The sequence below is a fragment of the Microcoleus sp. AT3-D2 genome (assembly GCF_036705715.1).
In the GTDB taxonomy this organism is placed as follows: domain Bacteria; phylum Cyanobacteriota; class Cyanobacteriia; order Cyanobacteriales; family Microcoleaceae; genus Microcoleus.
The window spans coordinates 1-12,947 of sequence record NZ_JAUBVE010000111.1 but is presented as its reverse complement, the minus strand read 5'-3'; the positions used below and the strand labels follow the sequence as shown (position 1 = coordinate 12,947).

The 12,947-nt window shown below is 47.5% G+C and carries 12 protein-coding genes; 7 read left to right on the top strand and 5 right to left on the bottom strand.

Annotation, left to right across the window (positions count from 1 at the left end; translation table 11 throughout):
* Positions 1-178 precede the first annotated feature (178 nt).
* A complete protein-coding gene (locus QUB44_RS28800; protein WP_333372854.1) occupies positions 179-571 on the top strand; it encodes a hypothetical protein in 393 nt (130 codons plus the stop codon).
* Positions 572-872: 301 nt separating this feature from the next.
* Here the strand turns inward: QUB44_RS28800 and QUB44_RS28795 are convergent, their stop codons facing one another.
* Positions 873-1,487, bottom strand: a complete 615-nt coding sequence (locus tag QUB44_RS28795) for a pentapeptide repeat-containing protein (RefSeq protein ID WP_333372852.1) — start codon at positions 1,485-1,487, stop codon at positions 873-875.
* A 73-nt stretch (positions 1,488-1,560) separates the two neighbouring features.
* Here QUB44_RS28795 and QUB44_RS28790 point away from each other — a divergent pair, with 73 nt between their 5' ends.
* The 5 genes from QUB44_RS28790 to QUB44_RS28770 all read left to right on the top strand — a co-directional run bounded on the left by QUB44_RS28790 (position 1,561) and on the right by QUB44_RS28770 (position 6,875).
* On the top strand, positions 1,561-2,994 hold the full coding sequence (locus QUB44_RS28790) for a hypothetical protein (protein ID WP_333372850.1): 1,434 nt from the start codon (positions 1,561-1,563) through the stop codon (positions 2,992-2,994).
* 397 nt (positions 2,995-3,391) lie between these two features.
* Positions 3,392-4,975 (top strand): chloride channel protein, encoded by a 1,584-nt coding sequence (locus tag QUB44_RS28785; protein ID WP_333372848.1) that lies wholly within the window; start codon positions 3,392-3,394, stop codon positions 4,973-4,975.
* A gap of 62 nt (positions 4,976-5,037) precedes the next feature.
* Positions 5,038-5,901, top strand: a complete 864-nt coding sequence (locus tag QUB44_RS28780; RefSeq protein WP_333372845.1) for an Rpn family recombination-promoting nuclease/putative transposase — start codon at positions 5,038-5,040, stop codon at positions 5,899-5,901.
* Between the two features lie 131 nt (positions 5,902-6,032).
* Positions 6,033-6,512, top strand: a complete 480-nt coding sequence (locus tag QUB44_RS28775) for a J domain-containing protein (protein WP_333372842.1) — start codon at positions 6,033-6,035, stop codon at positions 6,510-6,512.
* A 90-nt stretch (positions 6,513-6,602) separates the two neighbouring features.
* Entirely contained in the window at positions 6,603-6,875 is a 273-nt protein-coding gene (locus QUB44_RS28770) for a DUF3143 domain-containing protein (RefSeq protein ID WP_333039717.1), read from the top strand.
* A 316-nt stretch (positions 6,876-7,191) separates the two neighbouring features.
* Here the strand turns inward: QUB44_RS28770 and QUB44_RS28765 are convergent, their stop codons facing one another.
* From QUB44_RS28765 to lysA, 3 genes are all read right to left on the bottom strand, one after another.
* Positions 7,192-7,938 (bottom strand): isoprenyl transferase, encoded by a 747-nt coding sequence (locus QUB44_RS28765; RefSeq protein WP_190731528.1) that lies wholly within the window; start codon positions 7,936-7,938, stop codon positions 7,192-7,194.
* A 20-nt stretch (positions 7,939-7,958) separates the two neighbouring features.
* Positions 7,959-8,852 (bottom strand): diadenylate cyclase CdaA, encoded by an 894-nt coding sequence (gene cdaA, locus QUB44_RS28760; RefSeq protein WP_333372838.1) that lies wholly within the window; start codon positions 8,850-8,852, stop codon positions 7,959-7,961.
* Between the two features lie 230 nt (positions 8,853-9,082).
* On the bottom strand, positions 9,083-10,501 hold the full coding sequence (lysA, locus tag QUB44_RS28755; protein ID WP_333372836.1) for a diaminopimelate decarboxylase: 1,419 nt from the start codon (positions 10,499-10,501) through the stop codon (positions 9,083-9,085).
* A 158-nt stretch (positions 10,502-10,659) separates the two neighbouring features.
* On the opposite strand from lysA, the gene rimI reads away from it, so the two are divergent.
* Entirely contained in the window at positions 10,660-11,358 is a 699-nt protein-coding gene (gene rimI / locus QUB44_RS28750) for a ribosomal protein S18-alanine N-acetyltransferase (protein ID WP_333372833.1), read from the top strand.
* Positions 11,359-11,548: 190 nt separating this feature from the next.
* Here the strand turns inward: rimI and QUB44_RS28745 are convergent, their stop codons facing one another.
* On the bottom strand, positions 11,549-12,850 hold the full coding sequence (locus QUB44_RS28745) for a mechanosensitive ion channel family protein (protein ID WP_333372829.1): 1,302 nt from the start codon (positions 12,848-12,850) through the stop codon (positions 11,549-11,551).
* Positions 12,851-12,947 lie beyond the last annotated feature (97 nt).

Sequence of the window (12,947 nt, the reverse complement as noted above, 5' to 3'; positions counted from 1 at the left end):
CTATCCTTGCTCTTCGCTGTGCTTATCTCAACGGTCAACTTTCAATTTGATGTATTTGCCAAACTGAGATGCACCCGTTTCATCTATCCTAACTTTAATCACCAAATAACGGGAAATCAAGGTTGCAGGTGCGATCGCCCTTTCCCCCATAACGACAATTATATCAATAGTTAAATGTATGACACAAGAACTGCTTGAAGAAATGGAAAGTCAAACCAATAGATGGCATCGATCAGCCGTAATATTGCACTCTATTTCTGTCATTTTAGGAGTGACTTCGGTACTCTCATCAATAATTGTCGCTACCTTTATCGACGAACTAGGAAGCTTCAGGACAAAAGTTTTTGCTGGACTAAGCGCAGCTTCAGTGGCTATCATTGAGACGACAGGCGTTGGACGAAAAGGTAATGGATTTCGTCAAGCCCAAAGACACTTAAAAGCCGAAACAATTAGATTTCGTGAAGGTGAAAGTTCTGTGAAGGTTTTAACCCAAGCTTTTATGGAAGCAGAAATAATGATAGGAGATTTAGTAATTAAAATGCCATCTACATCCGATGCGGAACAGAATTGATACCAACAAGTAAAACTCAGCAGTTGAGCTATCACAGCAGCCTGCGTGCTTGTCAAATCTTATTTGCTCGATCTGCCGATCGCCCTTCGTAGCCCAAACTGCTAGCTATTAGAGTAGCGATCGCACCTCACACCTTCATCTCCTCACAAAATAACGGGAAATGAAGGTTACAGGCGCGATCGCTCTTTCTCCTGACTAATGCTAGTGACTGATGACTACTGACTAACGACTGCTTTCGGAGTCAACTATCAACTATCAACTGTCAACTGTCAACTGTCAACTGACAACTATCAACTGACTTTCATTCGTGCGGCGTACCATCAGGCATCACCGCACCCTTTAAATTCGCCCCTGCCAAATTAGTATCTAACAGCAAAGCATTTCTCAGATTAGCACCCTTCAAATTAGCACTTTCCAGATTAGCCATCCACAGATTAGCACCCTCCAAATTCGCCCCTTCCAAATCAGCGTTAACGAGAAAAATACCTTTCATAAAAGCACCTCTTAAGTTAGCCGTTCTCAAATTACTCCCTCCCAAATAAGCATCCTCTAAAAACGCATTTTCTAGATTGCTTGCCTCCAAATTCGCCCCGGCCAAATTGCTGCTGATCAGGTAAACCCCAGCCAAATTTGCCTGTTTCAAGTTAGCATTTACCAAATGCGCACTCCACAAATTGGCATCTTTCAGGTTGGCTTTTTCTAAATTGACGCCTTCCAGAAAAACTTCGCTCAAATTCGCCCCGGAAAGATTGCAACCTTGACATTCCCTCGCTGTCAGCAATTGCCGGACTTGATGCTTGACTGACGAACGGTTCGCTGCGAAAATTATTAAACCTGTAGTTGCTAAGGCAATAATACTAAAAGTGGCCAGCCCGATCGCACTTACAATATTCCTTTGTCCCGCGCATCGAAACATCCGCTTGCAACCCCTAAAAATATTTCGATAATGGTTCGTATTTATAACCTAGTTCCTTCCTTCCCCTGTCCCTATGAAAAAACAGTTAAAATTTAAAGTCCTGACGATCGCACTTATTGTAAGCTTAGCAATAATCGGTGTCGGGTGCGATCGCCTTTTCAAAAAACCCTTTCAACTTCCCGCCTCAGCAAAACAAGAACCCTGGCCCATTCAAACAGGCCTCCGAGCAGCCATCGTCCGATCCAACATACCAACAGTCAACCGCGTAGTTTTAGTACCCGACGAAGCCACATTCTTAGCAGCAATCCAAAAATGGAATCTTAAAGGAAACTGGCCTATTCTCATCGAAGACAAAAAATATGCGCCCATGTTTCTGCAGCGCTTTCAACCCGAAGAAATAGTCCGTTTGCCAAGCATCAAACAGCAACTGCCAAAAAATCAAAAACTCCAGCAATTAATGCTGAACACCACAGCAGCCGCCTGGAATGCCACGGATACTCAAACCTTAAAAGCAAAATGGACGCAACTCGGCTGGGAACCCCCAGGAGTAGTAATCACATCAGAAAACGACCCCGCACGCTCAGCAGCAGTTGCCTTAGCAGCCGCCCACGGCCAACCTTTAGTATTTCTAGAAGGCAACTTCGGAAAACCCAACGATACCCTCAATAACACACAGTGGAACACTCTGCAAATAGCAGTTACAAAAGCCGTCGAATCAACCGGATTTTTTTATTCTCAACTCGCAGACCCGATCGACACAATAAGCATTGTACGCCAACTAGCAGTCAAATATCAATCTCCTGAAAAACCCGACGAGCAACTAGCCGTTACTGACGGTTTGGGAAGACACCCCAACGGCGAACGCTGGGCGGCTGTCGGCTGGATTTACGGTTCCGAGGTGCGATCGATCTATCAAGCCATGTGTGCCATATTTCTCGATACCGAAACCGCCATGCTTTATGACAGTTACCCCAAGGAAGGAAATTGGGCAAAATATGAAATGGAGGAAGCAGCTAGCGGACTAAAAACCATAGGTTTGAATGTCGAATTAGTGCAGAAACCAGAATCTAGCCTGGAAAAGTGGCGGAGTTTAGCCTCTAAACCGTGGACATTTGACTTAATATTAATGAATTCCAAAGGCTATCCAAAATCATTCCAAGTGGGCAATGGTGACGCTTCAGTTGAAGATATACCAAAACTTCAATTTCCTGCAGCAATCCACATGATCCACAGTTGGTCAGCAGCAGCGCCAGATGACACAAACACCGTTGCCGGAAGGTGGCTAGAGAATGGTGCTTACGCATATATTGGCAGCGTCAACGAACCTTTTTTATCGGCATTTATTCCACCTAAATTAATGGTCGATCGCCTAAAGCGAGGAGCACCCTTTTTAATCGCCGCACGCCAGCTAGAATCCCCTCCCTGGAAAGTCACCACCATCGGCGATCCGCTAATGTCGATCGCCAAACCCAGACAAAGAATCCCGCCCACTCAACAACCGATATGATAGTATGCGCGAGCGAGGGATTTAAAATTGGAGATTTGAGATTTGTGGTTGTAAGGTAAAATCTCAAATCGCCAATTCTTTAATTTTAAAGTTGTTTTTTACTGAGTTATATGATATAACCCGTTCACTGATGCGATCGCCCTAACCACCCACACGGTAAATATAGTTAATTAGCATTATCGCCAGAGTATATCTAAGTTTAAATGTAACTGAGCATACAATCACGCCAAATCCCCCGCTCCTCATAATCAGTTATTCCACCCCAGCGGCTAGCCCAAAAAAATTACCCTAAAATACGCCTTAATTAAGTTGTCAATTGCCCTAAAATCACTCAAAATGAAAATAAGAAATAAATTGTAATATTTATATAACTTCTCACCGAAGAATTAACCGCTAAATGAGAGCCATCCCTCCTGTGGATCTGCCGCCACCCGGGCCAACCGCAGCAACTCCCCAAGCCTCCCGCCTAAGCCCGCTATTCACCCGCCTGCACCCGAGCCCAGAAACCCTCCTGCTCATCCTCTCCCTAGTCATCGGGGGAGTTACGGGTGCAGGCGTCGTCACGTTTCACTACCTCATCCACTTCATCCACAGCCTGATGCTGGAAGACTTCATGGGTGCGATCGCCTCGAAAGGCTCTTGGACGCTAGCCTGCATTCCCACCCTCGGCGGAGTCATCATCGGGCTGATGCGCTGGCGGTTTCGGGATTTTGGCCCGAATATGTCTTCCTTAATTGCAGCCACCCGCGGCCTGCAAGAACTCTCCCCCCTCAAACCCATCACCAAAATGGTGGCAGCCTCAGTTTCCCTCGGCACCGGCGCCTCCCTCGGCCCGGAAGCCCCCAGCGTCGAAATCGGCGCTAATTTTGGAATGCTGCTGGCTCAAGTCTTGCAGCTTTCCCCAGAACGGCAGCGCTTGCTCCTCGGCGCGGGAGCAGCAGCAGGTTTATCTGCCGGGTTTAACTCTCCCATCGCCGGAGTCTTCTTTGCCTTAGAAGTCGTGCTCGGCAGCACCTTCGCCACTTCGTCAGTCAGCGTTGTCTTGCTCTCCGCCGTAGTTTCGGCGCTCATCGCTCAAATCTGCTTGGGAGCTCAGCCGGCTTTTTCTTTGCCAGTCTACGATGTCCGCAGCCCCCTAGAACTGCCTCTGTACATGGGATTGGGACTTTTGGCGAGCGGAGTGTCTCTAGCCTACACAGAAGCAATTCAATTAGCCGAGGGCTGTTTTCAAGGAAAAGTCCGAGGATTTGCTTGGCTCGGACGACTGCCCCGGCCGCTTCACCCGATCATCGGCGGGGCCGCAGTCGGCTTAGTCGCCCTGCAATTTCCTCAAATTTTGGGTGTCGGCTACGAAACAGTCCAAGCAATGCTCCAAGATGTTAAATTTTCCTTGCCTTTGCTGCTGCTGCTGCTGTTTGTCAAACTGGCGATGACCGCAATCAGCCTCGGCAGCGGTTTAGTGGGCGGCATCTTCGCTCCGGCGATGTTTTTGGGAGCTTCCCTGGGTTCGGCTTACGGACTCTTTTTGGAAATGCTGCCGACAATGAGCGATCGAGTCGCCGGCCCTGCCGCCTACGCAATGGTGGGAATGGCCGCCGTCCTCGCCGGCAGCGCCAGAGCACCGCTGACAGCCATCCTATTGATGTTTGAATTAACCCGCGATTACCGGATTGTCTTGCCTTTGATGGCCGCAGTCGGATTGAGCGTTTGGTTGGTGGAGTGGGTCAACCGCCGATCGACAGCCCACAGCCTCAACCTTCAGCAAATGGGCGTAGACGTGGCTGTCAATAACCCGATCAAAGCCAGAGAACAGTTGCAGGATTGGGAAGATGTTCTGGGCGATCGCATCGTCACAGAGTTGATTTCTTGTCAACTTCCGATCGATGACGAACACAAAGACGATGAGCCTGTGCTGGCGATCGCCAATTCACATTTGCCGGAAAATGTCAAACCATTACCTGAAACAAAATCAGCCGTTTGACCAATCTCAAATCCGGTTATTTCGCCACCAAACCGATAATCTCAAAGCTAAATCTGACAACCATGATATTTATCAACCCTAAAACGGATTATGCCTTCAAAAAAATATTCGGTTCCTCAGAAAGCAAAGAGATTCTAATTAGCTTTCTCAACGCCTTAATTTATGAAGGCAATCCCACAATTCAAGACTTAGAAATTATCAACCAGAATTTGCCGAGGCAACTTGAAAGTTTAAAAGATACTTACCTCGATGTCACAGCCAAACTAGACGATGACACCTTAGTCATTATTGAAATTCTAGTTCTCAACGTTCAATATTCTGGCAATCGGGTGTTGTACAATGCAGCCACAACCTACGCATTTCAATTGCAAAGAGGAGAAGGCTATCGAATGCTCAAGCCATTAATAGCTTTAACCATTACAGATTTTGAAATGTTTCGCAACAGCCCTAACTTAATTTCGAGATTTGTGTATAAAGAAGTTAAAAGCAATTTAAAATATCCCGAAGATGCCATGAATTTAGTGTTTATAGAATTACCTAAATTCCATAAAGAAGCAAGTCAACTAGAAACTTTGACAGATAAATGGATATATTTCATGAAATATGCCAGAATCCTCTCAGAAGTTCCCGAAACAATCGATAGCGTACCGGAAATCCACAAAGCATTCGATCTTGCCAATCAAGCCCGGTTAAGTCGGGAAGAAGTAGAAGTTTTGGAACGCAGGGAACAGTTTATTCACGATCAACAGGGGGTAATTATTAAAGCTGTTGAAGAAGCAAGACAGGCAGCAAGACAGGAAAGAATACGAAAAGAAACGCTAGCGATCGCCCGACAATTACTTTCACAGCTAGATAATGCCACGATCGCCCAAGTTACGGGGCTTAGCGTTGAAGATGTCCAAAATTTGCGATCGACCACTTCATAGTTTAAAGTCAGCGATCGTACCTTGAGCCGATCGCCCACCCTCAACCCCTCGACATCGCAGATAGTGGCGCTACCCTCAAATCTGCTCTAAAATAATCAAAAATTATAAACAACAAGCCCAGAGGCGCTGAGGTGACTCCTAACGAGGGAACGGCAAACAGCGAAAGTCAGAAAATACCCGGCAAAACCCCCTTGGGTTATAGTTACTACGGCTTGTTAGGGCTGCATCCTTCAGCCTCAGCGATCGAAATTCGGCGATCGTACCGGGAACTGAGCAAACTCTACCATCCCGATACCACCAAGCTGCCGCCCGCAGTCGCCACCGCCAAATTTCAGCAGCTCAACAACGCCTACGCCACCCTCAGCAACCCAGAACGTCGCCTCGCCTACGACCTCAAAATAGGCTATTCTCGCCTGAACGTGATTGGGCCACCCCCAGGCTTCAATACTCCTGTTTCGGGATCGGGCAAAAAAACTTCCAACTCCGCTTACCTAGATCCCACGGATCGACCTCTTTCCCCCGGAGAAATGTTCGCTCTGTTTATCATGGGAGCTAGCTTAATCGGATGTTTGGTACTGGCGATCGCGCTCGGCTTAATTCGCGGCAATTAAAGCCTCAAATCCCAAATCTCCAATCTAAAATCGGAAATTCTCAATCCGAAATCCCCAATCTAAAATCTAAAATCTAAAATCTAAAATCCCATGACTCTTCCTTCCGCTGACACTCCTTTGTACAACCATCCACTTCCGGAAATCGAGCAGTGGCTCAAAAGCCGCGGCTGCCAGCAAGATCGGCGAGAACTCCACTGCTGGCAGATCGAGCAACTTACATGGAAAGCAGAACTCTCCCTCGATATCGACCAACTCACCGTCCGCTACATCGATGCCGGAGCCGACGGCCAAGACATTCAGCGAGCATTCAAATACTCCCTCTCACGTCAGGACATTGAAGCTGCCGTTTTCTCCGGCCCCTAATTTGATTCTAGATTTTAGATTTTAGATTTTAGATTTGTCCTCCAATCTCAAATCTAAAATCGTTATGTTGAGCGGGAGATGAGTGAAATTGGTATTAGATTTTAGATGGGGAATCCAGGTAAGAAGCATCAACCGTGCAAGCATTTACATGGGATTGCGATCGTCCCGCTCGCTGTATTGTGCTGTGCAGGTCGCTCGCAGGTGGCGTAAAAACGTTTTTTACTTTCAGGGAGATGCTCCCTCAGAATCCACACCTACTTGGAAACTGAAAAATCAACCAAAAAATCTAAAATCTAAAATCCAAAATCCAAAATCGTTAGACTTTGCCAAATCGGCGGTTGCGTTGCTGATAAGTAGACAAAGCGCGGTGAAACTCCGATCGATCAAAATCCGGCCACAGCGTCTCAGTAATGTAAATTTCCGAATAAGCCATTTGCCATAGTAGAAAGTTGCTCAACCGCATTTCCCCACTCGTCCGGATCAGCAAATCCGGGTCACAAACATCAGCAGTATACAAATAGCGTTTAAATAAAACCTCATCAATCTCCTCCGGCTGCAACTTGCCCTCTTTCACCTGAGTGGCGATCGCCCGACAAGCTTGTACAATCTCCTGACGCCCCCCGTAATTAGTCGCCACCGTAAATAAAATCCCCTGATTGTGCTGAGTGGCCGTCACAGAACGCTCGATTTCCGCCTGCAAAGACTTCGGCAAAGCCTGCAAATTCCCCATAAATTGAATTTGCACGTCCTCGTCCACCATCTCCCGCAATTCTTGCCGCAGCTTACCCTCAAATAAACTCATTAAAAAATCCACCTCTCCGGCCGGCCGCCCCCAATTCTCCGTCGAAAAAGCATAGGCCGTTAAAGCTGGAATCCCCCAATCTTTGCAGCAGCGCAGCAGTTCCTTCAGAGTGCTAGCTCCTCGGCGGTGCCCCGCAATCCGCGGCAACCCCTTCTTCTTAGCCCAGCGCCCGTTCCCGTCCATAATCACTGCTATGTGCTTAGGCAGTAGTTCCTGTTGCAGATCCTCCGGCAACTTTTCCAAGCAAATTCCTTGACTCATGGTTTCTCCCGATTACCCGACTAACGGCGCAGTACCCGTTTTAATAGCGTCACTCCCTTCAATCCTATCTGGCGTCCGAGATTGCCGATCGGAATTGGAGCCACAACTCTTTCTCCCTCGGACGGGAACAGCTTTGCTTCCAGCAATTCCTTAAGTTTGTTGCTAGTCAAAGGTCGATTTAAAAGTCCCATCTGGGCTAAAGAAATAGAACCCGTTTCCTCCGACACCACCACGCACACGCAAGCTTGCACCCGTTCCGTAATCCCCATTGCCGCCCGATGGCGGGTTCCCAACTGCCGCGACGCAGTGCGATCGGACAAAGGCAAAATTACCCCCGCCGACACTATCCGCGAACCTCGAATCAAAACAGCTCCGTCGTGCAGCAAAGTTTGCGGCTGAAAGATTGTCTGCAACAATTCTTTAGAAACTTCAGCATTTAGCTTTAATCCCGGCACAGAAAAATCCCGATCGTCGATCGGAGAATCTGTTTCTATAATTAGTAAAGCGCCCGTGCGGTTTTGCGAAAGTTCTTTTACGGCGTCCACAATTTCATCTATTACGCTGTCCGGTTCGGGAGTTGGTCGGCGATCGCGTCCAAACAATTGCCGAAATTCCCCCCGACCCAATTGTTCCAGAAATCGGCGAAACTCCGACTGCAATATTACCGCCATTGCCACAGCCGAACCAGTCACCAAGCTGTTGAGGGCAACGTGCAACAGCCTCAATCCAGCCCAGTTGCTCACCGCCGCCGCCAGCATCAAAATAATAAATCCCCGTACCATCCACAGCGTTCTGCGCTCCCCAACAATGACGAGCACCAAATACGCAAGGGCAAAAACCAGTCCAATATCGATCCCTTGAATCAATAAGGACTGAACCAGGGCCAAGTCAAAGCCAGATTGTTGATTGTTCATGGTTCATCGAACGCTACCGCCTGTGAACCGCGAACCGTGATGCACTCGAACCCATGAACCATGAACAGTTGTTATAAGGAATATGCTGAAAATCCCCGTGTTTTTAGATCGGGAAGTGTCAATCCAATCGTGTGACTGAACAAGGCAAAAGTTAAAAGTGAAAAAACAATCATCACTAAGTAAACATGGATTGTTTTTCTTTTAACTTTTAACTTTTAACTTCTAAGTTTTTACTTTGGAGATCCGAGTCGTTCAGGAAGGCGGTCAAGCCTCAGCAAATCCTGGTAAGTTTCCCGCTGTATAATCGTGTTAACTTCCCCATTTCTCACTAAAACCGCGGCCGGTCGGGGTACTCGGTTGTAGTTAGAAGCCATACTGTAATTGTATGCCCCTGTGGCCGTAACCGCGAGGACATCTCCGGCATGACACTCTGGCAATTTGGCATCTTTAATCAGAACATCGCCTGACTCGCAGTGTTTTCCAGCAATTGTCACTGTTTCCGTTAACGGTGCAGACATTTTACCGGCTGCGATCACTCGATAAACTGATTGATAGGTAATAGGACGCGGATTGTCCGACATACCTCCATCCACAGCTAAATAAGTCCGCATTCCCGGAATGACTTTTTGAGAGCCAGCGGTATAAGCGGTGACGCAGGCTGTACCGACTAGCGATCGACCCGGTTCGCAAAGCAATTTCGGTAATGGCAATTGCTGCCGCTCGCAAGCTGCTACCACTGCGGAGCAAATTGTACGAGCCCAATCTTCTATGCTGGGAGGATCGTCCGCTTCAGTATAGCGAATGCCTAACCCGCCGCCAATATTAATTTCAGTTGCTGGTAAACCATAACTCTGTGCTTTTGTCAAGGCCTGAATTATGACTTCAGCTAAATCGTCATGGGGTTGCAGTTCAAAAATCTGAGAGCCGATGTGAGCGTGCACTCCCACGCAAAATAACGACGGCTGTCGGCTGATGAAAGTAAATACTCGATCGAGTGAGTTGGGATCAAAGCCAAATTTACTGTCGATTTGACCCGTCTGAATGTACTCGTGGGTGTGACACTCAATTCCAGGAGTAAACCGCACCATAACTCGTGTCGGCCCACCTGTGAGGCTGCGGACACCCAATTCTCCCAACTCTGCTAGAGTCTCTAAATCCCGCCAATTGTCGGCTACGGTAATGCAGCCGTTTTCGACAGCTAGCTGGAGTTCCTCGCGGGACTTGTTGTTACCGTGGAAGTAGATTTTGTCGGGGCCCACGCCGGCTTGCAGTGCAGTGTAGATTTCTCCGGCGGATACGACATCTATGCCTAAACCTTCCGAAGCTGCGATCGCGCAAACTGCCAAACAACTCCAAGCTTTAGAAGCATAGAGCACTTGAGATTCGCCCGGATAGTAACGCTTAAAAGCATCCCGGTACTGGGTGCAAGCCGCCCGCAGCGTTTCTTCGTCTAAAATGTACAACGGCGAGCCAAATTGCTCAACCAAAGCTGTCACCTCGCAGCCTCCGATTTCCAACCGATCGCTGCTGTTAACACTGGCTGTCAGCGGTAACAGTTCTTGATTGGGCGATCGATTTTGCAGGGTTGGCTTCGACTCAGACAGATACTTAAGTCCCGATTCCACCCCGAAAGATTGAGTTGATACCATCGCGCAATAACTATCCTAGGTTATTAGTCAGCAGTCATTAATCAGCAGTCAGCCGTCGGCAGTCATTAATCAGCAGTCATTGGTCGTTGGCAGTAGACTAATGTCTGGAGACTTGTGAGTCATGACTCAAAACTAGCAACAAACAGCTAATCGCTACTGTGTTTTCCAGTGTACAATTTACAGCCGTGCGTTTTCTACAAATTAAACATCTCGCCGCCGAAGACCTCAACAGTGCAGTCGAACTCGATCGGCTCTGTTTTGGCGGACTTTGGACTTTAGAAGGCTATGGGCGTGAGTTAGGCAGTCCTAACAGCGATTTACTGGGTTTGTGGGCCTCGGAAACCGAGGTCGGCAAATCAGAAAGATTCGACAGCGAACTCGAGTCGATCGAGCCGAACAGCATTCTCAACTCAAAATCGCTCAGTGTTGAGAGTTCATCGCCAGCAACTCCCAACTCAAAACTTACCCCAACCCTGATCGGTTTGGGTTGCCTGTGGGCAATTTTAGAAGAAGCTCATATTACAATTTTGGCAATTCATCCTCGCTTTCAAGGTCAGGGTTTAGGACAAGTTCTGCTTTGGACTTTACTAAACAAGGCTCACTATAGACAATTAGAACGGGCAACCTTAGAAGTGCGGGAATCTAATTTAGCCGCCGTGTCTCTGTACAAAAAATTTGGTTTTAAAGAGGCTGGACGGCGGAAACGATACTACGAAGACACCGGAGAAGATGCTCTGGTAATGTGGCGCAGCGGCATAGAGAAACCAGAATTCCAGCAATATTTAGCGGTTGAAAAAGTGCAAATTTGCGATCGGCTGCATCAGAAAAACTGGCATTTGGCGATCGATAAATTTTGAGTTAAGAATGTAACTTATTTTGCCTTTAAGTTGTATAGGCGAATAATTGGTTACTCCATAAGCTGTTGTGCATTTAATTTGTATGTTGAGGGCGGGCTCCCCTGCCCAACCCCTACTCCCCACAAGAGGAAAAATTTATTTGACTATGCAATTTAAATGCGGATTAGCTTATCAATTTAGTTCAAAATCCTTATCGGGAATCAACCTCAGCATGGGAAGAAACATCTGCCTGCCCGGCCATACTTACCGCTTTGCTCCGCGCTTCTATAATTTGACCGATCTCGCGCCCCAAGCTTGGTTGACGTTCAATCATCGTATTTACAGCATCTGAGTAGACGACAAGAACTTGCAAATCGTCAACGGCGACAACCGATACCGGACTCGGTTCCCCACTAAACAGCGCCATCTCGCCAAAAAACTCACCACTCAAGATAGTCATAACCTCCAACTCCATGCCCAACTTGTTCGTGACTGTTACCTTAGCCTGACCCGCAATGATAATGTACAAAGCATTACCAGGCTCGCCCTGCCGGATGACTTTCTCACCCGCACCAAACTTCTGTAAAATAGTTCCCTTACTTAAGTCATCTAAATTTTTGGGTTCTCTAGCTAAAGGCATAAATCCCGGAATTGAGTGCAGGCTTTGGGCTAACTTACTTGAAGCGCTATCTGCCTTATCAGCAGCTTCCACAGCATACTCGTATCGGTAGCGATATAGCGTCAGGTTGTTTCGCTGCGCTGCGTACCAGATTCGTGTCATAAATCGATCGAGTATCTGCTCCATATCCTCAAAGTTTTCGATAAAAAACTCCACCTCATAGATAATTGCCGTCTCATCATAGGATGTGGTTTTGCTCTCTGGTTCGGGTTCGGCTAATATCCCCTGTGTAGCCAAAGCTGTACTTAGTAGTACCTGCTTCACCAGGTTAGGGGGGCTATCGTAGGAAAAGCCAATATTGATGCGTTGGTTGTAAATGCGTTCTGGTTGGCTGTAATTATGAATTATTTCTTTTCCAACAAATTGATGGGGAACGATAATCACCTGTCGCTGGAGAGTTAGCAGGCGAACAGAGCGCCAATTGATATCAATTACCTGCCCTTCGATATCTCCAATCCGCAACCAATCACCCACACTGAATGGGCGTTCTAGAAGCAGCGCAATGCCCGACATGATGCTACCCAATGTGTCCTGAAGCGCCAAACCGATCACGATCGAGCTAACGCCCAATCCGGTAGCAAGACCAGCCAAATCTGCACCCCACACCACCGCCAGTACGATCGCGCTTCCCACAAGCACCAAAAACAACCTAGAAAGGTCGATCAGCAGTTTGGGCATCCGTGCCCGCCATGTATTTGCCTCAGCTTCTTCAAACAAAATTACATTAAACAGCGAGAGAGAAGCGTAGATAACAGATATCCAAAACAGCGTTGCGACGAGCTTGGCAAAATTCCCGTCAACGTCAAGCCTCACGACATTCCTGATTAAAACCATCAGCATTAAGACGGGCAGGACCAGGGTAAACGCATCTTAACTGGAACCCAAAATATGCTACAGTTAAATCCGACTAAGTTTCAATGTAGTTTGTTGT

Coding starts and splice junctions, on each gene's coding strand:
- QUB44_RS28800 (WP_333372854.1), top strand. CDS start 179: ATGACACAAGAACTGCTTGAAGAAATGGAAAGTCAAACCAATAGATGG.
- QUB44_RS28795 (WP_333372852.1), bottom strand. CDS start 1,487: ATGTTTCGATGCGCGGGACAAAGGAATATTGTAAGTGCGATCGGGCTG.
- QUB44_RS28790 (WP_333372850.1), top strand. CDS start 1,561: ATGAAAAAACAGTTAAAATTTAAAGTCCTGACGATCGCACTTATTGTA.
- QUB44_RS28785 (WP_333372848.1), top strand. CDS start 3,392: ATGAGAGCCATCCCTCCTGTGGATCTGCCGCCACCCGGGCCAACCGCA.
- QUB44_RS28780 (WP_333372845.1), top strand. CDS start 5,038: ATGATATTTATCAACCCTAAAACGGATTATGCCTTCAAAAAAATATTC.
- QUB44_RS28770 (WP_333039717.1), top strand. CDS start 6,603: ATGACTCTTCCTTCCGCTGACACTCCTTTGTACAACCATCCACTTCCG.
- QUB44_RS28765 (WP_190731528.1), bottom strand. CDS start 7,938: ATGAGTCAAGGAATTTGCTTGGAAAAGTTGCCGGAGGATCTGCAACAG.
- cdaA (WP_333372838.1), bottom strand. CDS start 8,852: ATGAACAATCAACAATCTGGCTTTGACTTGGCCCTGGTTCAGTCCTTA.
- lysA (WP_333372836.1), bottom strand. CDS start 10,501: ATGGTATCAACTCAATCTTTCGGGGTGGAATCGGGACTTAAGTATCTG.
- QUB44_RS28745 (WP_333372829.1), bottom strand. CDS start 12,850: ATGGTTTTAATCAGGAATGTCGTGAGGCTTGACGTTGACGGGAATTTT.